Raw genomic sequence first — 22,128 nt, forward strand, 5'->3', positions numbered from 1 at the left:
AGGTTGACCTCTTAGTTCGCTGAAGGAGTGCCGACTTGAGTTAAGGGCTTGGACGTTCTTTCGATAACGCGATCGATCAAGCCGTATTCGGCTGATTCTCGAGCGGACATAAAGAAGTCGCGTTCGGTATCAGCAGCAATTTTATCGAAAGGTTGTCCGGTATGGGCTGCCAAAAGTTCGTTGAGTTGCTGCTTGATATAGAGAATTTCTTTAGCTTGAATCTCAATATCAGCGGCTTGACCTTGCGCGCCTCCAAGCGGTTGGTGGATCATGATTCGCGCGCTGGGGAGTGCCATGCGCTTGCCTTTCGTACCGCCGCTGAGGAGGAACGCGCCCATACTTGCCGCCAGCCCGAAGCAAATGGTTACGACATCGGGACGAATTTGCTGCATGGTATCGTAAATCGCCATCCCCGCATAAACCGAACCGCCGGGAGAATTGATATACAATTGAATATCCTTCTCCGGGTCTTCAGCTTCAAGAAATAGCAGTTGCGCCACGATCGAATCGGAAACGGCATCGTTAACTTCGCTTCCTAAAAAAACGATCCGCTCGCGCAGCAGCCGAGAATAAATATCAAACGCTCGCTCGCCCATTCCCGACTGTTCGATGACCATTGGCACGATGGCGCGAGTCTCGGAGGTAATCGGAAGGCCCGAGGCACTCTCGATACAGTATGGGGAATGACTGATTAACGAGCGATCGGTCGCAGATTGGATCATAAAGCGCTGGCACAAAGGGTTATATCGAGAGGGTTTGGGTGAATTTTAAAAGCGACCGCATTCAGTCGATTTTTGGGGTTCTGCCCATTCCCCATTGCTCTTATTAATTATTATGCCCTAAGTTTTAAGCTTCAGGGTGGCGAGCGCACTAGATTTACGCCCGATCTGCCCTCTGCCCGAAAAAAACCGCGATCGCGCCCAACTTCAATTAAAATCCGATTTGCCCGTCCAAAAAGCGCGCTTCTCCCTCGAGTTGGAACCCTTGTTGCCCTACCTTCAGTTAAGCGATCGCGCTCGCCCGCTCCCATCGCGCAAAAGCACTACAATAAGCATTACTAACCTCGGCAAGCTTAAAATTGCGAGCAGGGGGAACGGGGGAATGGTGAATTATGAATGATGAGTGATGAATTATGAATGGTGAGTGGTGAGTAATGAATTATGAGGGGGGATGGGGTGACGAGGGGACGGGGGGACGAATTATGAGTAGTGAGTGATAATTACGAACTACGAACTACGAATTACGAATTACGAATTACGAATTACAAACTATGTTAACCCTTCGACCTCCCGTAGACTTCCAAGACGAATTCGACATCATTGTTATCGGTGCCGGACATTCTGGTTGCGAAGCCGCCCTCGCTGCCGCTCGCTTGGGATGTCGCACGTTAATGTTAACCCTTAACCTCGACAAAATTGCGTGGCAGCCTTGCAATCCCGCTGTCGGAGGGCCGGCAAAATCCCAACTCACCCACGAAGTCGATGCTTTAGGCGGCGAAATCGGGAAAATGGCCGACCGCACTTACCTGCAAAAGCGCGTCCTCAATGCGTCGCGCGGCCCTGCGGTGTGGGCATTGCGCGCGCAGACGGATAAGCGCGAATATGCCAGCGTCATGAAGGGAATTGTGGAAAATCAGGAGAATTTAACCATCCGCGAGGGGATGGCGACGGATTTGGTGCTGGGGAAAAATGACGAGGTTTTAGGCATTCAAACTTATTTCGGTACTTGCTTCGCGGCGAAGGCAGTCATCCTGACGACTGGGACGTTTCTGGGCGGTACGATTTGGATTGGCGATAAATCGATGAGTGCGGGGCGCGCCGGGGAATTTGCGGCGGTGGGGCTGACGGAAACCTTGAATCAGTTGGGATTTGAGACAGGACGGCTGAAAACGGGGACTCCGGCGCGGGTGGATAAGCGATCGGTTGATTACGGCAAGATGGAACCGCAGCCGCCGGATGAAGAGGTACGTTGGTTTAGTTTCGACCCGGAAGTTTGGGTCGAGCGCGAACAAATGAACTGCTACCTAACCCGCACGACTCCGGAAACCCATCGCCTGATTCGAGAAAACTTACACCTGTCGCCCGTTTATGGCGGTTGGGTGGAGGCGCGCGGGCCGCGTTATTGCCCGAGTATTGAAGATAAAATCGTGCGCTTTGCCGATAAGGAATCGCACCAAATTTTCATCGAACCGGAAGGGCGGGATATTCCAGAGTTGTATATTCAAGGGTTTTCAACGGGGCTGCCGGAAACGCTGCAATTGGAAATGTTGCGATCGCTCCCCGGTTTGGAACATTGTACGATGCTGCGTCCGGCTTATGCGGTGGAATACGATTATCTGCCCGCAACGCAATGCTACCCGACGTTGATGACCAAAAAGATTGAGGGCTTATTTTCCGCCGGACAAATTAACGGCACGACGGGTTACGAAGAAGCCGCCGCCCAAGGGTTTGTGGCTGGGGTTAATGCGGTGCAATTTGTCAAGGGGAAAGAGATGGTAATTTTCCCGCGCGAACAGAGTTATATCGGTACGTTGGTTGACGATTTGTGTACGAAGGATTTGCGCGAACCGTATCGGATGCTAACCTCGCGATCGGAATATCGGTTGATTTTGCGATCGGATAATGCTGACGAACGTTTAACGCCGTTAGGAAGAGAAATTGGCTTAATTGATGACCGGCGCTGGCAACTTTTTAGCTCGAAATATGCCAACATTACGGCGGAAAAGGAACGGCTGTACGGCACGCGAGTTAAGGAACGCGACCCTATCGGCGAGCAAATTGTTGCCGATACCCAGCAAAAGATTAAGGGTTCGATTACCCTTGCCGATTTGTTGCGCCGTCCCAACTTTCATTACACCGATCTCGATCGCTACGGTTTGGGCAATCCCGACTTAAATGCAGCCGAACGCGCGGGCGCGGAAATCGAGATTAAGTATTCGGGATACATCCAACGGCAACAAAACCAAATCGAGCAAATCGAACGCCACGCCAACCGCAAGTTACCGGCACAAATCGATTATATGGCGATCGAAACGCTGTCAATGGAATCGCGGGAGAAATTAACAAAAGTCCGTCCGTTAACGATAGGACAAGCCTCTCGGATCGGTGGCGTAAATCCGGCGGATATGAATGCGTTGTTAGTGTATTTGGAAGTGCGAAATCGACAAGTTGCAGTGCGGTAATAGATAATGAATAATGAATGATGAATAATGAATAGTGAAATTTGCTAATCGTTGGGGGAGGAGGCAATAAAGCTCCTCTAACTGTAGGAGCGCTCTTCATATCTTAGACTCGACCCTTAGAGACTATTGATTAACTGTTTGTTAAATGATTACAATACGCCTAAATCTTTCAAACTCCGTCGCATTAACTCGCTGCGAGCCTTAGCATCATTGGGCGTATTAATATCAATATTAACCGCAAAAAAGTAGGCATTTTTATCTCGCTCTACATAACCCACATACCAACCAATTTGCGGTTTTTCGGTTTGCCCAAAACCCAACCAACCCGTTTTAGCACGAATCGTATAATCGGGCGTGCGCTCGACAATCATCATATCTTTAACGGTTGCCATTGTTGCTTTTGAGAAGGGCAGATCGTCTCGATACAAGCGGCGCAAAAATTCAATTTGTTCTCGAGGAGAAATTCGCAATTCTCCTTCCAACCAAAAGCGATCGATCGCGTCTTTCGAGCCGATGTTTTGGTTGCCGTAGCCAACTTTCTTGACCCAATCTTGCATTCGCTCGTACCCGACGCGACGAGCGAGAACTTGGTAGAACCAAACCGCAGAAAGCTTGAAGGCTTCTCGCAAGTTAAGATCGCGGTTCCAGTCGGGAAAATCGCGATCGATCCCATCCCAAGTTAAAACGGCGAGATCGTTGGGGATAACTCCGGTTTCCAGGGAGATTAAGGCGTTGAGAATTTTGAAGGTGGAGGCGGGTAAAAATTGGGTGGCGTTGCGTTCGGGGTTGTGTTGGTAGAAGCGGTTGTTATTGGAGTCGTAAATAATAATGGAACCTTCTACGCCGAGTTCCTGGAAGTGTCGCCCGAAGTTTATTGTATCTTCGCGATCGCTCTGGGCGATCGCGGGGGGCGATGCAAAGGGAGTTGGTAGGGGGGTGAAGCCTATCGATAGAAATAGGGCTGCAATCCCAAGAGCAAATCGAGTCGAGCGATTCAACCCGCCCTTGTAGAACGGGTTGACTTTGTTGACTTTTCTGTTAGGCACGCTTCCTTTACTTCGCATTTTTCGCTAATAAAGACTCGGCCTGACGCTCTTCCAACAACGCGATCGCGCTGCTGACGCTTTCGGGTAGAATCACAATCAAACCGCCTTCCTTCATTTCGCTCAAACCCGCCTCAATCGCTTCGCTCTCATCTAACACGATCTTGCAGGGAACGTCGGGATTGTGGCGCTTAACCCCTTCAACGATTAACGCCGCTACTTCGCCGCTTTCGCGCCCCCGACGATCGCGATCTTCTTTAACAATAATGCGATCGAACATTTTAGCCGACAGTTCGCCCAACAAGATTAAATCTTCATCGCGACGATCTCCCGGCCCGCCAACGACTCCCAAGCGTTCTCCCTGCCAATTGCAAACAAAGCCAGAGAGCGCTTCGTAACCGGCGGGGTTGTGGGCGTAGTCGATGAGCGCCTGATAGCGCCCCAAATCGAATAAATTCATCCGTCCTGGGGTTTGAGCGGCAGAAGTCTTAAAGCTTCGCAGTCCTTGACGAATTTTTTCGATATCCACGCCACTGGCAAAAGCAGCCAAACAAGCGGCGAGGGCATTAGCAATCATAAACGGGGCCATACCGCCCATCGTCACCGGAATATTTTTGGCTTCCTCAATCCGCAATTGCCAATCGCCTTCCATAATCGCTAAGCTACCGCGATCGTAAATTGCCGCTAAACCGCCTTGGCGAATGTGACTTTGCACGATATCGTTATCGGACTGCATCGAAAAATAGGCAATTTTCGCTTTGGTTTTCTGCGCCATTGCCACGACGCGGGGATCGTCGGCGTTGAGGACAGCAAAGCCTTCGGAACTGGCGATTTCCGCCACCACGCTTTTCACCCGTGCTAGTTCCTCAATCGTATTGATATCGCCCAACCCTAAGTGATCGGCGGCGACGTTGAGGACGACGCTAACATCGCAGGTATCGAAGGCAATCCCGGAACGCAAAATGCCGCCGCGTGCGGTTTCCAGGACGGCGACTTCAACGGTGGGATCTTTGAGAATGACTTGGGCGCTTTGCGGCCCGGTGGTGTCGCCTTTTTCCACGAGATGTTCGTTTAAATAAATCCCATCAGTCGTGGTGTAACCGACGATTTTGCCGGTTTGCTGGATGATGTGGGCAATCAGGCGGGTGGTGGTGGTTTTGCCGTTAGTGCCGGTGATGGCGACGATCGGAATCCGGGGGGAAGTGCCGGGGGGAAAGAGCATATCGAGGACAGCAGCCCCGACGTTGCGTGGCAAGCCTTGGCTGGGGCAAACGTGCATCCGGAAGCCGGGGGCGGCGTTAACTTCGACAATTACGCCGTTGGTTTCGCGCAGGGGTTTGCGGATATCGGAGGTTACGATATCGAGTCCGGCGATGTCGAGGCCGATAATTTTGACGACGCGCTCGGCTAGCCAGACGTTTTCGGGGTGGATCTCGTCGGTGCGGTCGATCGCGATGCCTCCGGTGCTGAGGTTGGCGGTAGCGCGCAGATAGGCGCGATCGCCCCGACGCAGAACCGTCTTAAGGGTATAGCCCTGCCTCTGAAGCACATCGGTCGCCGTTTTGTCAAGGACTATTTTGGTGAGGACGTTATCGTGACCGTCGCCGCGATGGGGGTCTTGGTTGGTAATTTCGATTAATTCCGCGATCGTCGAAGTGCCGTCGCCGACGACGTGGGCGGGAACGCGCTCGGCCACGGCAATCACTTTACCGTTGACGACGAGAACGCGATGGTCGCTGCCTTCGTAGTAGCGCTCGACGATAACATTCTTAGTCTTCGAGGCAGCACTAGCAAGGTCGTAGGCTTCTTCGGCTTCCTTGCGAGAGTTAATGTTAATGGTAATGCCGCGTCCGTGGTTGCCGTCGAGGGGTTTAATCACGATCGGGAAACCGCCGACAGAGGCAATTGCGTCGTCGAGTTCGTCGAAATAACCGATAGTCGTGCCGCGCGGGACGGGAATTCCTGCATCTTGCAAAATCGTCTTCGTCCCTTCCTTATCGCAAGCCAACTCTACGCCCAAAATGCTAGAGCGATCGGTCAGGGTGGCTTGAATCCGCTTGCTGTTGCAGCCGTATCCCAACTGTACCATTGCTCTTGCACTGAGCGGCATCCAGGGAATTTTTCGCGCTTCGGCTTCTTTAATAATCGATTCGGTAGAAGGGCCTAGGGCGGCATTCGCATGAAGTTCTTGCAAGTCTTGCAAATCTTGCGCGAGTTCTTGGGGCGGGTAAGTTCCCGTTTCAACGAGACTCTGGCACAGGCGCACGGCGGCGCGAGCCGCATAGCGTCCTGCCTGTTCGTCAACATATTCAAAGACGACGTTATAAACTCCCGCATCTGCCGTTTCGCGGGTGCGCCCAAAACCAACCGGCATTCCGGCAAGTTCTTGCAGTTCTAAGGCAACGTGCTCGATAACATGACCCATGAGCGTTCCTTTCTGGATGCGCTCGTAGAAACCGCCGCGATAACCGGGCGAGCAAAAATGGTCGATCAGGGTGGGCAGGACGCGGGAAAGTCCCTCAAAGAAACCGGGAATTTCATTGGTGTAACGTTCGGCTAGGTCTTCTAGATCGAGACGCATGACAATGAGTTTGGTGCGTCGAATGCTCCAGTAGTTTGGCCCCCGTAAAGTCAGCGTTTTCAGAATTCTCATTTATCGTCTCTTAAAACTCAAAAGCCTAGATTGCTTCGCAAAATTTACCAATTCGCATCCGGAACAATTATACGAAGCCATTCCCTATCACTTGGTAATCTTGGCGAACTGTGGATTTATAAACTGTTCTCTGCGAACAGTTTTTACTGAAACATTGGGCATTAGAAGCCGATCGCGCCTTCGCATTTACGGCTCTCTGGCCAGAGAATCGAGAACTTGACGTTTGTAGAGGTGGTAGCGATCGCCGTGACAGAGGACGTGCAGGCGCAAACCGTGCAAGCTCAGGGGATCGTTAGCGCGAACTTCGGGCTGATTGGTGTGGGAGAGTTCGCTTGCGTCGATGATATTCACCGTACCGCTGCCCATCACTTGAATCGTACCATCTTGCTCGAAAATCGCGCAGGTATCTTCGTCAATGCCGATCCCCAGGAGATCGGGGTGCATCGCGAGCGCGCTGAGTAGGCGGGCCATGCGATTGCGGTTGTGGAAGTGCTGATCGACGACAATTTCGGGAATCATTCCCAAGCCGAAAGTCATATCGACGAGGGAACGATTGGGCGATTCGCCGCTGCCGCCGCCGCCGATGGTGTGGTAGCCCATTACGGCTGCTCCCGCACTGGTTCCAGCCAGGGCGATTTCTTTAGCGCGGACGCGATCGCTAATTCGCTCCATTACGGGTGTTTCCGCCAGCAACCCGCACAAGCGCAATTGATCTCCGCCGGTGAGAAATACGCCGGTACAGCGCTCGATAAAGTTAAGGTAGTTGGGGTCTGAGCCTTGATCGCGATCGCGGATATCCAGAACCTCGATCTCTTTGGCCCCCATATCTTGGAAAATTCGATGGTAGCGTTCTCCCATCAATACCGGTTCGCGCGAAGCCGAAGGCACAATTGCTAAAACGGCATCTTCTGCACCAGAGCGATAAAAAAAAGTTTGCAGAATTTCGCGGCCGTGAATTTTATCTTCGGCCCCGCCGATAACGAGAATAGCGGTTTGGGTCGATTGAGGCATCTGAGTTTTAGACGTTTGAGATTCGAGTTGGAGCATGATATCGCTAAAATGGGCGATGTTATAGTGAATTGAATCTATTCAATCCTGAAAATGAATGTTGGATTCCGTTCGTGCCATTCCCTCGGAAAACCCCATCGATTTTACCATTGCAATTTGTACATATAACGGAGCGGAGCGCTTACCGCTGGTTTTGGAACGATTGAAAGGGCAAATCAATACTGAAAATATTGCCTGGGAAATCATTGTTGTCGATAATAATAGCAGCGATCGCACCGCCCAAGTCGTTCGCGAATATCAAGCCGATTGGCTCGAGCGTTTTCCTCTCGTCTATCAGTTTGAACCCCAGCAAGGCTTAGCTTATGCCAGACAGAGAGCCTTGTCCGCCGCCCGGGGAGAACTGCTGGGTTTTTTAGATGACGATAACTTACCGGCCCCCGATTGGGTAGCTCGAGCTTATGAGTTTGCGCGATCGCACCCCAACGCTGGAGCCTTTGGCGGACAGGTTCATGCCGCCATCGAGGGCGAGATGCCCGCTTATTTTCCTAAAATTGCCGTTTTTTTAGCGATCGTCGAGCGCGGTTCGCAAGCCTTTATTTACCAGCCCCAAAAACGCATCCTCCCTCCTGCTGCGGGGATTGTGATTCGCAAACAAGCTTGGCTCGCAACCGTCCCGGAGCGATCGCTTCTCAAAGGACGAATTGGCTCTTCTATGTTAGCCAGTGAAGATTTAGAATTTCTGTCTTATTTGCAACTGGGCGGATGGGAGATTTGGTATAACCCCCAAATGCACATCGATCATCAAATTCCGCCTCACCGCTTAGAGCGCGCCTATCTCCTGTCTTTGGTGCGGGGAATTGGTTTGGCTCGTCATCCTATTCGCATGATTCGGACTAATTTTTGGCTCCAGCCTCTCTTATTTCCCGTCTATACTCTCAACGATCTGCGCCGAGCGATCTTGTTTTTTGTTAACAACAGAAAAGCGATTAAAACGGATGTGGCTTCTGCTTGCGAAATGGAGTTTTTGTTGAGTAGCTTGTACAGTCCTTTTTATTGGGCAACAAAATACAAAAAGTCCCAATCTTAATCTTTATTCTTTAAACTATGACTTCCCCTAATACAAGCCTATCTCTCCATTCCGGCTCGATGGAGTTGAAACGATCTTTGTCCGAATCCCTCAAAAAACTGGACTATCTTTCTGAGTTTAAATCCTGTGCGTTGCTCGATTATCCCAACTATTTAAACTTAGGCGATCGCGCGATCTGGGTGGGAGCGTTTTTGGCATTAACTGAAGTTCTAAATCTCAACATTAGCTATATTGCTAGCGAAGGGGATTTCTCCGATCGCGCCTTAGCAGAACGAGCCGAGCGATTGCCCATTTTTCTCAACGGGGGCGGAAACTTTGGCGATCTCTGGCCTAAAATTCAAACCTTTCGCGAACGCATTATTTCCCAATACCGCGATCGCCCCATTATTATTCTACCTCAAAGTATCTATTATGTCGATCGCGAGAACCTAAAAAAAACAGCAGCCCTCTTCAACGCGCACCCCAACTTAACGCTTTTTTTGCGCGATCGCATCAGCTACGATTTAGCCGTTGAAAATTTTCCGAACTGTCGCCTTTTCCTCGCTCCCGACATGGCATTCCAGATGGTCGGTTTACCCGGTTTGCCGCAACGAGATCGCGCCCATTCCTCTACCCTATATCTGTGCCGCGACGATCGCGAACTCGATAAACGTTTCGCTCCGAGTGCCATCAACCAGCCCAATTTAGTAGTCGAAGACTGGCACTCTTATTCTTGGCTTCTCGGTACGCAAAAAAGTCAATTCATCCAAGCAATTGCGTCCTTAGTCAGAGAAGGATGGCAGCGCGGACTCGCAACTCCAGACGCATGGCTCGCTAGACAAAATTGGGATTCGTTTCATCCCCAACTCGAAAAATTCAAACATTCCTATGGAGAATTAATGCAGCGCCAATCTTGGAGCTTTCTCTACAGCGCCTTTTATCAATTAAGCCAGCATCGTTTCGTCATAACCAATCGCTTGCACGCCCATATTCTCTGCGTTATCTTAGAGATCCCTCATATCTTCCTCCCGAACAGCTACCACAAAAACGAGGCCTTTTACGAAAGCTGGACTTCTCGAATTCCCTTTTGTAAATTTGTTAAAGAACCCGCGTGCATCGAGACAGCGATTCAAGCCTTACAAGCTTGGATATAAAACAGTTATCCCCAAAAAGCCAGCGGAGTTATGAAAGCAAGATGGCGAATTTTATTGTCATTGTAGACCCCGATCGCGACCGGCGCGCGCGCTTTGTGAAAACTATCGAACCGCTATTAACGCCCTTAGAAGGCTTGGTAACAAACCGCTGCGATTCGGGAGATTTCTGTGCGATTTGGGCGGCAAATCCGACAGCACCGATTAGCTGGGATGCCGACGAGCAAGGAGCGGCTGTTGTTTGGGGAGATGCAATTGCAGCCGATAGCGATCGCAGAACGGACGCAAAGCATTTAAGAAAGTTCTGGCACGGCGGCGATCGCAAAAACTTTCCGGGCTTTGATGGGTTTTATGCAGCCGTGACTTATCAACCCGATTTTGGCCTAACGGTCGGCGCAGATATTCTCGGGTTATTTCCCGTTTATTACTGGTGCGCTCGCGACATTATTCTCGTAGGTTCGAGTCCCGAACTCTTCCAATACCATCCCCAATTTAAACCGCAATTTAATCCAGCCGGTTTAATCGGACTGTTGCTGTTGCGCGTATTAGTTAACGGACAAACTTTATGGTCGGAAGTTCTGCGGTTGGGTGCGGGAAACCTCTTAGCTTGGCAACCCGGAACCCCCGCTCGGGAAATCGAACAATATCGCATTCCCTGCTCGAAGGAGCATAACATCTATTCTCATCTTTCGTTTTCCCAGCATTTAGACCTGCTCGAAGACGCAATCGATCGCGCGATCGCGCGCCCTACCGCTTCGGGCAAAAAACAAGGTCTCCTCTGTTCCGGCGGTTTAGACTCGCGAATGCTAGCTGGATTCTTGCACCGTCAAGGGACTAGCGTCGTTGCTTTTACCCTAGGACGGCGCAACGATCTGGAAATGGAATGCGCCACCCCCGTCGTTCGCGCCCTCGGATTCGAGCAGCACGTCACGGAAATCCCGATGGTAGAATATCCCACCTATGCCGATTTACTCGTTCGCTGGGAACACCTTGCGGGAGGATTCGGCGGTGCGACGGGTCTGGGTTGGAGCGCTCGTTCCTACCTCCAAAATACCCCGCCCGAGATGGTAATGGGGTTTTCCTTGGATGCTATCCTCAGTTGTCCGAGTAGTTCGTCTGTATCCTTTGCCAAAACCTTTGGCGGCACCAATACGATGGGATTTTCGCCCGCAGTCCTCGATAAGCTGCTTTGTCGCGATGTTTTTGGCAATCTCGTTGCCGATAGCTTAGTTCGGCTCGAGCAAACCTATAACCATTACTCCGATCTCCCATTACGGCAAGCTTGGTGTTTCAAACTCTACCACTCAAACCGCTTCGTGATGGGTTTGACGGCTTGGCGAATTTCCTTTGGCGCTTGGCCAATTCTCCCCGTTCTCGATCGCCAATTATTGGAATTAACCGCAGTATTACCCGAAGCGACAGTGGGGAAACGATTAGCACAGAAAGAACTGGTTCGGACTCGATTTCCTCAACTAGCCAAACTGCCGTTAGATCGTAATGGTTGGAACACAGAACCCCTACAACCGAGTCCGCTGCGACAGAAACTCGCACCGCTATTACTGGCGCAGCAGAAGTGGCGGCGCTTGCAACAGCAATTCGGCTACGAACGCCGCCGTTATTACCGAGTTTTGAATCTTAATAATCCTGGATGGCAAGCGGTACGCCGACAGGCAGAACCTTATCGAGGCAAAGTATCGCATCTGATCGATCGAACCATGCTTGACAAGTTATTACCTTCTCCCAATACTTGCATCCCGTTTCAATCTGATGCCATTGCGGAAGGTTCGGGAATGCAAACGCTTTTAGGTTTCTTACTGTGGTCGAGAAATAATTTATGAAACCTCAAACTCATATATGGCCGGAAGAATTTATCGAAGCGGAAGGTTTTGTTACCGCTAGCGCGACGATTGAAAGTAGCGATCGCCAAAAACTTTGGTATCGCGTTCCCATCGAATATCGAAGCGCCCTCTCTTCCACTTGCGATCCCTTCGTCGTCGCTACAATCTTAACCGTCATGCGATCGGGAGATGATTGTGTGGTACATGGCGAAGTTTCGCCTTCGTTATTGAGCAATTTAGAAGAATTTCAAGCCGCTTGGTCGTCTTGGCGACCCGATACTTATCGTATCGTACCCCTGAGCGCAGAAAGCGAACGGGAAGCCGAACTTGCCTCCGAGGGCAATCGCGCGATTTCGGCCTTTTCCGGCGGCGTAGATAGCTGCTTCACCGCCTTGCGCCATCGCACCGGAGGCTGCGGGCGACAGCAGCGCAACCTCGAAGCGGGTTTAATGGTACGCGGCTTTGATATTCCCCTCGAAGACGGAGACGAGATCTTTGAACGCGCCGCAGAACGCTCTAGAACCATGTTATCCAGCGTGGGGATGGAATTAGTTCCGATGGCGACAAATTTTCGAGAAGCGATCGCCATTCCTTGGGAAGATGCTTTTGGGATTGCGATCGCCTCCTGTCTCCATCTCTTGCAGCGTAAGTACACAGCGGGCTTAATTCCTAGTTCTTATGGCTATCGAGCGCTCTCTTTTCCCTACGGCTCAAATCCTGTCAGCGATCCTTTGCTTTCGAGTCGAAGCTTAGAAATCGTTCATGACGGCGCGATCGCTATTCGTTTGGAGAAAATTCAAGCCCTGGTAAATTGGCCCGAAGCGATCGAAAATCTCCGAGTTTGCTGGCAGGGCGAGCAAAAAGATCGCAACTGCGGGCGCTGTGAAAAATGCGTTCGGAATATTCTTAATTTTCGCGCCATTGGTGCTGGTTTGCCCTCCTGTTTCGAGCGCGATGTCACCGACGACCAAATCTTAAAACTTAGAGTCCGAGGCGGTGGTTTAGATGCTTTAGAAGGATTATTAGCAGCTATTCCAACCGAACGCGCCACCGAACCTTGGGTTAAAGCCTTAAAACGAACAATTCGTCGCAATCGAGCCATCAATGCACTAGAAGCTCGGATTCCCAAACCTTGGAAAAATCGCTTGCGCCAAATTAAGAAAATAGGAGGGTAAATCGCAACGAGCAGATCGCTAAGATCTTCACTTAAATTCAAGTCAAAAATATCAATGTAACAATGGATTCTCAATGGACTTCAGATGCTTTTAAAAGCCGTATTTCCGATTACAGCAGCCGTAAACGATTTGAAGCTGGTTCCCCTAACGATCGGGAAATAGAAGCGTATTCCTATCATATCTCTAACCATTTTCGTGGAAACCTACAAGGAAAAAAAGCCCTAGTCTTGGGCTTAACTCCAGAATTACGAGCCATGCTTCATGATTTTGGAATGTCGGTTATTTGTATTGACCAAAATCAAGACGCGATCGCACTGTTTCGAGATTGGCTCCCGCTCGATAGAACGGTTGATGAAAACATTGTTGAAGGCGATTGGATGAATCTAGAGGATTATCTTGACGAACCCATTGATGTTGTTGTAGGCGATGGAGTTTTTGGTAACATCCTATCCCTTCAAGGACATCGTACTTTGCTAAATAAAATAGAAAAAATTCTTAATAATCGCGGCATTTGTGTATTTCGTAAAATTTTAATTCCCGAAAACTTTTCCGTTCAAGAATATGAAGTAAAAAAATTGATTAAAAGACACCGATCTGGCGAAATGGATGATGCAGAATTTGGATTTGCTATGCGAATTTGGGGATTAAAAGATACAGCATTTAACGAAAATAAATTTTTGCTAGATAACAATTATTCCTTTAGCATTTTCCGACAAATGTATCGCGATGGCTTACTGAATGATGATGAGATTGCTGCTATTGAACGCTACTATTTTGGCGGCATTAACCTAATAACCCCTCAAGCAATTTGGGAAGAATTGCTAACAGATTCTGGATTTGAATTTGAAAGTTTTCCCCTGTCTGGAAAAGATTGGTACGCCTATTATCCGATTTTTGGTTGCGTTCGTCGTTCGTACTCTTGCTGTTAAACTAATGGAGGCTAGATAAAGATGTTTCCCGACTACAAAGATATCTTTAATGCACGAGGAATCGATTACCATCAAGCGATGATGGAATATCCCCTAGCACGACAATTGGAATTTAAAAATATTATTAGTATATCCGACTTAGAAGATAATCAAACTGTCGGCGATCTCCCTTCAGGAGGATGTTATCTCAATAATTTTGTCAAGAAAAAGGTCAAAACCATCTCGGTAGAAACCTCAGTTGAATTTGCCCGCAATGCCAAAGAAAGTGAAAATAATCTGACGATTACTTGTGAGGATATAAGCAAGATTCCGCTGTTAAGTGAAACCTTAGATCGCGCGATTAGTTTAGCCGGTTCCCATCACCTCCCCAGCCAACCAGCATTTTATCGGGAAGTCCACCGTTTATTAAAACCAGGAGGTCTTTTTTGTTTGGCAGATGTGAGGGAAGGTTCGGGAGTGGATGGTTTTTTAAATGTCTTTGTTGACCGCTATAACTCAATGGGACACCAAGGAGAGTTTTTAAATCAAAATACAACCATTGAATTAGAAGCGGCAGGATTTGAGATTTTGTATGCGTCCCCGATTCCTTATACTTGGAATTTTAATTCGGTTGAAGAAATGGCTTATTTTTGTAAGCGTCTTTTTTATATCGATCGCGCGACAGAACAGCAAGTGATAGAAGCAATCGAACAGTATCTCGGCTATCAAGTTAGCGAGAATCAATGCCGCATGAACTGGGAGTTATTCTTTTTTAAAGCGCTCAAGAAGGAATAAACGAAGGCGATCTGGTGGGGCGATCCCTATAAAGTGCGATCGCTAATTCGCTCCATTACCGGCGTTTCTGTCAGTAACCCGCACGAGAGGGAACCGAACGTCGCCAATCGGAAATACGCCGATACAGCGTTAGTTGCGATCGCGGACATCCAAAACCTCAATCTGTTTGACCCCCATATGTCGAAAAAACTCTAAAATATCGACACGTTCTCTCGATATGTCGATCGCATCGACATATAGGATTATGACCGCTTTCACACCCGATCGCCCCTATAACGCTCTCCCCTTACTACCGCCCCCCGGCGACATCGAGACGAAGGCAGTGCTAAAAGCTTGCATTGAAGCGCGTGCGGCTGTCGCTGAGTTGAAACAGTGCGGTAGTTTGATTCCGAACCAAGCAATGCTTATCAATACGATTCCCGTTTTAGAGGCGCAAGCAAGTTCCGCGATCGAAAATATCGTCACTACTGCCGATCGCTTGTTCCAGTTTGCCAGCGCGCCAGATTCCCCAGTGGATGCAGCGACAAAAGAAGCGTTCCGCTACAGTAAAGCCTTATTTTCGGGCTTTCAGTCGGTTCAAACGCGATCGCTAACGACGCGAACAGCGATCGAAGTTTGCTCGATCGTGCAAGGTGTTGATATGCAAATTCGTCGCACGCCCGGAACTGCCCTCATTGAAGCTAACAGCGGTAAAGTCATTTATACCCCCCCAGAAACAGCAGTTATTTTACAAGAAAAACTTTCCAATTGGGAAAAATTCATCCATAAAGCCACAGAATTCGATCCGTTAGTTCGTCTTGCTGTTATGCACTATCAGTTTGAAGCAATTCATCCGTTTACCGATGGGAATGGGCGAACGGGGCGCATTCTCAATATTTTGTTCTTAGTCGATACGGGGTTGCTAGAAATTCCCGTGTTATACCTTAGTCGCTACATCATTCAACACAAGCAGGATTATTATCAATATTTGCATCGAGTGACGGTGGAAGGAGACTGGCAAAGTTGGATTCTGTTTATGCTAAAGGCAGTTTTTGAAACCGCACAATGGACGACTCACAAAATTCAGGCGATTCGTCAGTTGATGGAAATTACCACCGATTATGTCAAAACAAATCGACCTAAAGTTTACAACCGCGATCTCCTCGATTTAATTTTTGTTCAACCCTATTGTCGGATCGCCAATGTTGTAGAGGCTGAAATCGCCCAAAGACAAACTGCCTCGAATTATCTCAAAGAACTGTGCGACCTTGAAGTTTTGCAAGAAATAAAAGTCGGCAAGGAAAAGTTATTTATTCATCCTCGATTTTTAAAGTTACTAACAGCAGAGACTCATACCGTGACTCCTTATGAGTCCCTTTAATCCCAATTCTCAGAGAGTCTGCAAAGAACTCAATTTCTGGGCTGGGAGCTAAAGTCCATTCAATTTGTACCGCACCGTTGCTTCAACTCGCAGTACAATACAAGCGGTCATTCGTTTCCGTTGTCCGTGCGCTTCGATATTATTACCCTCTTCCCCGAATTTTTTGCCTCTCCCCTCGCTGTCGGATTGCTTGGCAAAGCGCTCGATAACCGAATTGCCGAGGTTTATTTAACCAATCCCCGCGATTTTGCCACCGACAAACACCATCGCGTCGATGACGAACCCTACGGCGGCGGTGCGGGAATGTTGCTCAAACCCGAGCCGATTTTTGCAGCCGTCGAATCGCTTCCCGTTCTTCCCCGACGCGAAGTTATTTTTGTCTCCCCCCAAGGCGAACCCCTCACTCAATCTCTCCTGCAAGAATTCGCCGCCAACTACGATCAACTTGTTATCCTTTGCGGACATTACGAAGGGGTAGACGAGCGCGTTTGCGAACATTTGGTGACGCGAGAAATTTCCCTGGGCGATTTTGTCCTCACTTGTGGCGAAATTCCCGCTTTAGCGTTGATTAACGGGATCGTGCGCCTGCGCCCGGGGACGGTAGGAAAAGAGGAATCCCTCAAAGCCGAAAGCTTTGAGGCGGGATTGCTGGACTACCCGCAGTATACGCGCCCCGCTAGCTTTCGCGGTTGGGAAGTTCCGGAGGTGTTGCGTTCTGGGAATCACGCCGCGATCGCATCCTGGCGAGAACAACAACAGCGCGATCGCACCCAGGCGCGCCGCCCCGATCTCTGGGAAAAATGGAAAAACGAGTCTCGGTAGCGTTATCATGGCCTGAGAACCGAAGTGTCGGGAAGGTTTACACTGCTCGATCGCCTCTACCCGCACTACCGCAGTGTTTTGTACCCATATAGAACCATAAGGAGCGATATCGCGGTCAATGGTCAATGTAACTTTACAAGAACCTCAGTTAAACCTGCAAGCCATTCAGCAACAATTTGCAAATGCAGATGCTAGCGAAATTGTCAAGTGGTCTGCTAATACTTTTGGCGAAGGATTGGTAGTAAGTACCAGTTTCGGCATTCAATCCGCCGTCATGCTTCACCTTGTCTCCCGTATCATCCCAGACATTCCCGTCATTTGGGTCGATACAGGCTACTTACCGGCAGAAACTTATCGCTTTGCCGCAGAACTCATCGAACGCCTCAACCTCAACATCCAAGTTTATCAATCTCCCCTCAGCCCCGCCCGCATGGAAGCGCTACACGGCAAACTCTGGGAAGAACGCAACGTTGAAGCTCTCAATCGCTACGATTTTATCCGCAAAGTCGAACCCATGCAACGCGCCCTCAAAGAATTAGGAGCGACTGCTTGGTTAGCGGGATTGCGCCGCGACCAAACCGACAACCGCAAAACGATGGATTTTGTCAACCTTCAGTCCAACATCTACAAAATCCTTCCCATTCTCAACTGGAATTCTAAGAACATTTACGACTACTTACAAGCCCACGATCTCCCCTATCATCCCCTCTTCGACCAGGGATACATGACCGTCGGCGATTGGCACTCCAGCCGCCCCCTCACCTTAGAAGACGATGGCGAACGCGATACTCGCTTCCACGGACTCAAGCAAGAATGCGGGTTGCACCTACCCCAAACAATGGGAGAGGAAAAAAGTTTAGATTCTAGTTCTTTGTAACGCAGTTCGGAAAGCTCTATCGTAAGGTGGGCATTGCCCTTTCTGGGATTAAACCTAAAAAAAGATGCAGAAAGTTGGCAATGCCCACCAGCGTAATTTTGCCCGTGACCGAGTAGTTGACCGGCTTTCTAGTAGAATGCGATCGCGCGCCTATCTTCAACGACACCTACAAGCTAATCCCCAGCGACGTGGCAAGTTGAATAACTTTCTGCTCGTACTTTTCTCTAGCACAAGTCAGGTCTCGAGCAGTCTGTAAACTCAGCCTAATCGTATTCAATGCCTGTTCGTGCTGCCCAGATTTCGCGAGTTCCGAGGCAATAAGATTAAGAGAAATTACCTTAAAATTGCAAGTCTCAAATAGGTTAGCCACCTCCAAAGCCACATTCAATTCTCCTATCCTTACTAGATTTTCGACTAACCTTTTCAAGAAACCTTCACTCGGACAAGACCTTGCGATCTCAACAACTTTATCAAATTGCCCTAATTCCAAAAGTTCAGAAGCCAATGCTTTTTTTTCGGGAGGCTCACCCCGCTCTACGATCCTAGAGAATTTAGGGTTAAAACTGTTCTTTATGAAAGCATTGAATAGCAAAGGCTCTATCTCTAAAGCTTTTCTCCACCAAGCTCTAAATCGATAGATAAGTTTGTTTTGTTGTTTTATGACTTCTATAGTTTCTTGAGAAAGTTTCCCCAAAAATAGGTGTGGATCTTCGGGTCTCCGAGCAAGCTCATTAGGCAGCGCAACACAATTTCCAGCTTTGGCATACTGGACAAAATCTTTGGGAGTCGAGCAGTTATAAACATTCTCACTGCAAACTGTACAGTAGCGAATATTTTCATCATCAGTCGAGCTTAAAGACTCCCATTTTTGGGGGCATTGAAACTTCAAATTGTCTGGGCAATTCCAAATTTTAGATAAATCTTGCATCTTCTCAATCGGGGTATTATCCGGAATATCGCAGTCTAGCTCGCCTATCGGTATCTTATACGCGATCGGTCTGAACTTTGTAGGGTGCGTTAGCGAAGCGTAACGCACCGACTTAACTCTTTTTTTTGCATCGCGATTGGGAATTGAGATTGAGGTGAAACACTTTAGTCGCAAGAAATTTTAATGACTGGCTAATAGCTGAAACCTGTTGAAACGGGTTAGGCTAATTCTTAAGATTGTTGAAAAATTGGAAATTTGATTCTTTTGGTGCGTTACGCTTCGCTAACACACCCTACTGTGGAGCATTAGGAATCGCTGGACGGTCTTTGTTGGCAAGGATATACTCGAAAAGACCTCTGTGTTTTCCTTCCACCCTAACAAAGCCAAAGATGAATCGAGAGCGCCTTGTGGAGCTAGAAAAGCAGTACCAAATGCTGCAAAAGCAATTGAGTGGCAAAGAAAAGTCTAAGATTCTCGCACCTCTTGAGGAACAAGAGCGAATCCAGCAACAAATTGATGAAGTAATTCAGCCGCAGCTAAAAGAGTGGAAACAGCGCTACGCCTCTGCCCTTGCTGAAGCTGTTGAAATCGAAGAACTCACCGAATCGCAAGCCGAAGTTGTCGTTGGGGAAATAGTCGAAGAGATTCAGCAGGCGCAACCCAACGCCCCCACAGAGCGCCAAACGGAAATTCTCGAACAAATTCTCGCTAAACTGAACGAACCGGGAACCCCTGCCACTGCAAAGGTGAAATGGGCGGTTAAATCAACGCCGCCTTTTGTGGAGGTGGGGTAACCCTACCCAAGAGTTTTCGTAGCTTAAAACGGTGCGTTACGGCACGTCGAAAATATCATACCAAATCCGGTTCTCATACCCCACTTATTCGAGAAGCTATAGTTCTTGCAATAGAATGATTTGGTCTATTTTGATAAATGGGTTGTGGCAACCGGATTTAGTATCAGTCTCTTTTTCCAAAATTTAGCTCGTGCCTAACACACCCTACTGCCGTGACACCGCTCTGTAGAGACGTTGTATACAACGTCTCTACAAATATTTCGTGTAACCCACCCTACCCAAACGTCAGTTCGGGTTAACTGGAGTTTAGACTAAATCGGAAAGAAAGAGCCGCCCGGGGGTAGACCCGGGCGGCAGTTGCCGTAGATGATGAGATTTAGCAAAAACCCAACTACGGTGTAAAATGATTATCGAAAAACTCAAGCAATTTCGTCAACAAATCTACGAAGATTTGGGAAAGGCAAGGGATGCCCTGTTTGAACTGATGGATGCGCTTGTGCTGACTCCGAAGGCCTCATCGATAGCCGAACTGTCGCTGTGTCCAGTATTCCGCCGTCGCTGGAGTAGCATTTATGAATCCCTCAAAGATAGCAACCTCGACTTCTCCAAGCTGCAAAAGCACTACATCGCTCAAATTCCATCCAACCAACAAATCGTGCTAGTGGGAGACCATACCAGTTGGTCGCGCCCGGATGCTGTGACGCTACAAGAAAGAACTTACGAACACGCCGGAGGCGGAATTGGAGGAGGAAAACCGATAACCGTCGGCCAAGGCTATAGCAGTCTCGCTTGGATACCTGAAGAGAAAGGAAGCTGGGCATTACCTTTATCTCACTGCTAGGATTACCAGTAGCGATAATCCTCTCAGTCTAGGCGCACAGCAACTCAGAGAAATTTGCTCTCAATTACCCCGCCGTCCGGCGAGCATCTGGGATAGTGAATACGCGAATGCCTCTTTTGTTAAACAAACCGCAGAGATTGAAGCCGATTTGTTAATGCGTCTGCGTCCCAATCGTTGTTTATGGAGAGCCACTCCCGTTTATCGCGGTCAAGGTCGTCCTAGAAAACATGGTAGCCGTTTGAAACTCAACGATGCTCAAACTTGGGGTCAGCCCGACCAACAAGTCGAAATTGAGGACCCGACTTGGGGAACGGTTATTCTCACTCATTGGAGTCAGCTTCATTTTTACCAAGCCCCTGAACGAGAAATCGAACTGATTCGGGTGGAGCGAAAAAAACCGACCCGCCGCCGAGATTTAAAACCGATGTGGTTGTGTTGGGTTGGTCAAGCTCTACCCCCACTAGAAAAGCTCTTTCATCTCTATCTACGACGCTTTGCCATCGAGCATTGGTATCGTTTTCTCAAGACTCGATTGCATTGGTGTTTGCCCAAGCTGGGTACACCCCAAGCTTGCGAACACTGGAGTCATTTGATGCCCATCATCACTTGGCAGTTATGGTTAGCCCGTGCTGTCGTTGCTGACCGTCCCTTACCTTGGCAAAAGCCTTTAAGTGCTGAAGAACTCGCGCCGGGACGAGTGGCGCAGTCAATCGGGGGAGTTTTGGCCTCTATTGGCACTCCAGCTACAGCGCCCAAACTCAGGGGAAAGTCGCCCGGTTGGAAAAAAGATACTCCTCGCACCCCAAGAAAGCGATATCCGACGGTCAAAAAGGGTCGAGGACAGTTCCAATCGAGTCAAAAATTACGTCGAAGTTCAGCTTAAACCTGGAAAAATCTCCTTGAATTCGACTCAACTACGGGTTGGGTTACTTTGTCATTAGTCTAAACTCCAGGGTTAAGCAGCAGACGGTAAAGCCCACTCCAAATGGAGAGAAGGCTTTTTGGGCTGATGACAATAGGCTATTAACCCACAGAGAATGTTGATGCAAAAATTAACCGGGCTGCGATGGCGAGAATGCTCGATTTGAGAGATATTCTTGAGTTGGTCGATAATCGTTTCAATGATGGCTCGCTTGCGAGAAAGCAGCTTATCGTTAAGTCGCATCAACTTGTTCTTCATGTTCCGCTTCGGCTTGGCGAAAAACTGGATGCCGTAATCTTCAAGTAATTGCTCAGCTAGCTTGCCAGATACATACCCGCGCGCCGCCACGCGGATCCCTGCGGGATCGCCAAAAACTTTGCCTGATAAGCCTTTAAGCAGAGTGGGAACCGGCTTGCGGTCGTCGGTATTGCCCGGTGTCAACTTGACATTGAGTATCTCGCCCAACTCATTGATGACCAGATGCAGCTTGAAACCAAAAAACCAATCGACGGAGGTTTTACCTCTTGCTGCTAGCTCGTCAAAGACCCGATGGGACTTGATGCGCCGATTGTGACAAACCTTCAGAGAGGTTGAATCGACAAAACTGATGCCCGTACAGTCTCCGAAACAATGCTTGAGGTAAACGCACAGAGGCATCAGAGTACTACATTGACAAGCTTAAAATCGTGGGTAAGAGTTTATCGATCGCGCCGATGAGCAACCCCAACGCTAAGTATCGCATTAAACTGAGTCCCGAGCAACGCCA

21 protein-coding genes are annotated in these 22,128 nt (G+C 48.9%); 15 read left to right on the top strand and 6 right to left on the bottom strand.

Annotated elements, in window-relative coordinates:
• Window positions 1–11: 11 nt before the first annotated feature.
• On the bottom strand, window positions 12–722 hold the full coding sequence (gene clpP / locus H6G50_RS18330; protein ID WP_190719430.1) for an ATP-dependent Clp endopeptidase proteolytic subunit ClpP: 711 nt from the start codon (window positions 720–722) through the stop codon (window positions 12–14).
• A 136-nt stretch (window positions 723–858) separates the two neighbouring features.
• On the opposite strand from clpP, the gene H6G50_RS18335 reads away from it, so the two are divergent.
• Window positions 859–1,119, top strand: a complete 261-nt coding sequence (locus H6G50_RS18335; protein ID WP_190719433.1) for a hypothetical protein — start codon at window positions 859–861, stop codon at window positions 1,117–1,119.
• 151 nt (window positions 1,120–1,270) lie between these two features.
• A complete protein-coding gene (mnmG, locus tag H6G50_RS18340; protein ID WP_190719437.1) occupies window positions 1,271–3,181 on the top strand; it encodes a tRNA uridine-5-carboxymethylaminomethyl(34) synthesis enzyme MnmG in 1,911 nt (636 codons plus the stop codon).
• Window positions 3,182–3,330: 149 nt separating this feature from the next.
• Here mnmG and blaOXA read toward each other — a convergent pair whose 3' ends face one another.
• The 3 genes from blaOXA to H6G50_RS18355 all read right to left on the bottom strand — a co-directional run bounded on the left by blaOXA (window position 3,331) and on the right by H6G50_RS18355 (window position 7,924).
• Window positions 3,331–4,227, bottom strand: a complete 897-nt coding sequence (blaOXA, locus tag H6G50_RS18345) for a class D beta-lactamase (RefSeq protein ID WP_347239962.1) — start codon at window positions 4,225–4,227, stop codon at window positions 3,331–3,333.
• A 7-nt stretch (window positions 4,228–4,234) separates the two neighbouring features.
• The gene (gene cphA / locus H6G50_RS18350; RefSeq protein WP_190719443.1) at window positions 4,235–6,877 is read right to left on the bottom strand and encodes a cyanophycin synthetase; all 2,643 of its coding nucleotides are present in this window, start codon (window positions 6,875–6,877) and stop codon (window positions 4,235–4,237) included.
• A 186-nt stretch (window positions 6,878–7,063) separates the two neighbouring features.
• Window positions 7,064–7,924, bottom strand: a complete 861-nt coding sequence (locus H6G50_RS18355) for a cyanophycinase (RefSeq protein WP_190719446.1) — start codon at window positions 7,922–7,924, stop codon at window positions 7,064–7,066.
• Between the two features lie 58 nt (window positions 7,925–7,982).
• On the opposite strand from H6G50_RS18355, the gene hpsE reads away from it, so the two are divergent.
• The 10 genes from hpsE to cysH all read left to right on the top strand — a co-directional run bounded on the left by hpsE (window position 7,983) and on the right by cysH (window position 17,877).
• Window positions 7,983–8,972, top strand: coding sequence for a hormogonium polysaccharide biosynthesis glycosyltransferase HpsE (gene hpsE, locus H6G50_RS18360; protein ID WP_190719450.1), 990 nt, complete (start codon window positions 7,983–7,985; stop codon window positions 8,970–8,972).
• 17 nt (window positions 8,973–8,989) lie between these two features.
• Window positions 8,990–10,105, top strand: a complete 1,116-nt coding sequence (locus tag H6G50_RS18365; protein WP_190719453.1) for a polysaccharide pyruvyl transferase family protein — start codon at window positions 8,990–8,992, stop codon at window positions 10,103–10,105.
• A gap of 41 nt (window positions 10,106–10,146) precedes the next feature.
• Complete coding sequence (locus tag H6G50_RS18370; RefSeq protein ID WP_190719456.1) at window positions 10,147–11,940, top strand: asparagine synthase-related protein; 1,794 nt, start codon at window positions 10,147–10,149, stop codon at window positions 11,938–11,940.
• Window positions 11,937–13,115 carry a hypothetical protein gene (locus H6G50_RS18375; RefSeq protein WP_190719459.1) on the top strand — a complete coding sequence of 393 codons (1,179 nt, stop codon included), beginning with the start codon at window positions 11,937–11,939 and terminating at the stop codon, window positions 13,113–13,115. Before H6G50_RS18370 ends, H6G50_RS18375 begins: the two co-directional genes overlap by 4 nt.
• 62 nt (window positions 13,116–13,177) lie before the next feature.
• Window positions 13,178–14,044, top strand: a complete 867-nt coding sequence (locus H6G50_RS18380) for a class I SAM-dependent methyltransferase (RefSeq protein WP_190719462.1) — start codon at window positions 13,178–13,180, stop codon at window positions 14,042–14,044.
• Window positions 14,045–14,065: 21 nt separating this feature from the next.
• A complete protein-coding gene (locus H6G50_RS18385) occupies window positions 14,066–14,818 on the top strand; it encodes a class I SAM-dependent methyltransferase (RefSeq protein WP_190719464.1) in 753 nt (250 codons plus the stop codon).
• A 33-nt stretch (window positions 14,819–14,851) separates the two neighbouring features.
• The gene (locus H6G50_RS18390; protein ID WP_190719467.1) at window positions 14,852–15,013 is read left to right on the top strand and encodes a hypothetical protein; all 162 of its coding nucleotides are present in this window, start codon (window positions 14,852–14,854) and stop codon (window positions 15,011–15,013) included.
• A gap of 49 nt (window positions 15,014–15,062) precedes the next feature.
• Entirely contained in the window at window positions 15,063–16,178 is a 1,116-nt protein-coding gene (locus tag H6G50_RS18395; RefSeq protein ID WP_190719469.1) for a Fic family protein, read from the top strand.
• 126 nt (window positions 16,179–16,304) lie between these two features.
• The gene (gene trmD, locus H6G50_RS18400) at window positions 16,305–17,000 is read left to right on the top strand and encodes a tRNA (guanosine(37)-N1)-methyltransferase TrmD (protein ID WP_190719472.1); all 696 of its coding nucleotides are present in this window, start codon (window positions 16,305–16,307) and stop codon (window positions 16,998–17,000) included.
• Between the two features lie 118 nt (window positions 17,001–17,118).
• On the top strand, window positions 17,119–17,877 hold the full coding sequence (gene cysH / locus H6G50_RS18405) for a phosphoadenosine phosphosulfate reductase (protein ID WP_190719474.1): 759 nt from the start codon (window positions 17,119–17,121) through the stop codon (window positions 17,875–17,877).
• Between the two features lie 166 nt (window positions 17,878–18,043).
• Here the strand turns inward: cysH and H6G50_RS18410 are convergent, their stop codons facing one another.
• A complete protein-coding gene (locus H6G50_RS18410) occupies window positions 18,044–18,805 on the bottom strand; it encodes a hypothetical protein (protein ID WP_190719477.1) in 762 nt (253 codons plus the stop codon).
• Between the two features lie 389 nt (window positions 18,806–19,194).
• Here H6G50_RS18410 and H6G50_RS18415 point away from each other — a divergent pair, with 389 nt between their 5' ends.
• The 3 genes from H6G50_RS18415 (at window position 19,195) to H6G50_RS24255 (ending at window position 21,323) form a co-directional block, all read left to right on the top strand.
• The gene (locus tag H6G50_RS18415; protein WP_190719480.1) at window positions 19,195–19,599 is read left to right on the top strand and encodes a hypothetical protein; all 405 of its coding nucleotides are present in this window, start codon (window positions 19,195–19,197) and stop codon (window positions 19,597–19,599) included.
• Between the two features lie 403 nt (window positions 19,600–20,002).
• Window positions 20,003–20,440 (top strand): transposase, encoded by a 438-nt coding sequence (locus H6G50_RS24250; protein ID WP_242032888.1) that lies wholly within the window; start codon window positions 20,003–20,005, stop codon window positions 20,438–20,440.
• A gap of 154 nt (window positions 20,441–20,594) precedes the next feature.
• A complete protein-coding gene (locus H6G50_RS24255) occupies window positions 20,595–21,323 on the top strand; it encodes a hypothetical protein (RefSeq protein WP_242032889.1) in 729 nt (242 codons plus the stop codon).
• A 72-nt stretch (window positions 21,324–21,395) separates the two neighbouring features.
• On the opposite strand, the gene H6G50_RS18425 is transcribed toward H6G50_RS24255, so the two are convergent.
• Window positions 21,396–22,019 (bottom strand): IS982 family transposase, encoded by a 624-nt coding sequence (locus H6G50_RS18425; protein WP_277882706.1) that lies wholly within the window; start codon window positions 22,017–22,019, stop codon window positions 21,396–21,398.
• Between the last annotated feature and the right edge of the window lie 109 nt (window positions 22,020–22,128).

The sequence above is a fragment of the Oscillatoria sp. FACHB-1406 genome (genome assembly GCF_014698145.1).
Taxonomy (GTDB): Bacteria; Cyanobacteriota; Cyanobacteriia; order Cyanobacteriales; family Spirulinaceae; genus FACHB-1406.

Coding starts and splice junctions, on each gene's coding strand:
- clpP (WP_190719430.1), bottom strand. CDS start 722: ATGATCCAATCTGCGACCGATCGCTCGTTAATCAGTCATTCCCCATAC.
- mnmG (WP_190719437.1), top strand. CDS start 1,271: ATGTTAACCCTTCGACCTCCCGTAGACTTCCAAGACGAATTCGACATC.
- cphA (WP_190719443.1), bottom strand. CDS start 6,877: ATGAGAATTCTGAAAACGCTGACTTTACGGGGGCCAAACTACTGGAGC.
- H6G50_RS18355 (WP_190719446.1), bottom strand. CDS start 7,924: ATGCTCCAACTCGAATCTCAAACGTCTAAAACTCAGATGCCTCAATCG.
- hpsE (WP_190719450.1), top strand. CDS start 7,983: ATGTTGGATTCCGTTCGTGCCATTCCCTCGGAAAACCCCATCGATTTT.
- H6G50_RS18365 (WP_190719453.1), top strand. CDS start 8,990: ATGACTTCCCCTAATACAAGCCTATCTCTCCATTCCGGCTCGATGGAG.
- H6G50_RS18370 (WP_190719456.1), top strand. CDS start 10,147: ATGGCGAATTTTATTGTCATTGTAGACCCCGATCGCGACCGGCGCGCG.
- H6G50_RS18375 (WP_190719459.1), top strand. CDS start 11,937: ATGAAACCTCAAACTCATATATGGCCGGAAGAATTTATCGAAGCGGAA.
- H6G50_RS18380 (WP_190719462.1), top strand. CDS start 13,178: ATGGATTCTCAATGGACTTCAGATGCTTTTAAAAGCCGTATTTCCGAT.
- H6G50_RS18385 (WP_190719464.1), top strand. CDS start 14,066: ATGTTTCCCGACTACAAAGATATCTTTAATGCACGAGGAATCGATTAC.
- H6G50_RS18395 (WP_190719469.1), top strand. CDS start 15,063: ATGACCGCTTTCACACCCGATCGCCCCTATAACGCTCTCCCCTTACTA.
- cysH (WP_190719474.1), top strand. CDS start 17,119: ATGGTCAATGTAACTTTACAAGAACCTCAGTTAAACCTGCAAGCCATT.
- H6G50_RS18410 (WP_190719477.1), bottom strand. CDS start 18,805: ATGCAAGATTTATCTAAAATTTGGAATTGCCCAGACAATTTGAAGTTT.
- H6G50_RS18415 (WP_190719480.1), top strand. CDS start 19,195: ATGAATCGAGAGCGCCTTGTGGAGCTAGAAAAGCAGTACCAAATGCTG.
- H6G50_RS24250 (WP_242032888.1), top strand. CDS start 20,003: ATGATTATCGAAAAACTCAAGCAATTTCGTCAACAAATCTACGAAGAT.
- H6G50_RS24255 (WP_242032889.1), top strand. CDS start 20,595: ATGCGTCTGCGTCCCAATCGTTGTTTATGGAGAGCCACTCCCGTTTAT.
- H6G50_RS18425 (WP_277882706.1), bottom strand. CDS start 22,019: ATGCCTCTGTGCGTTTACCTCAAGCATTGTTTCGGAGACTGTACGGGC.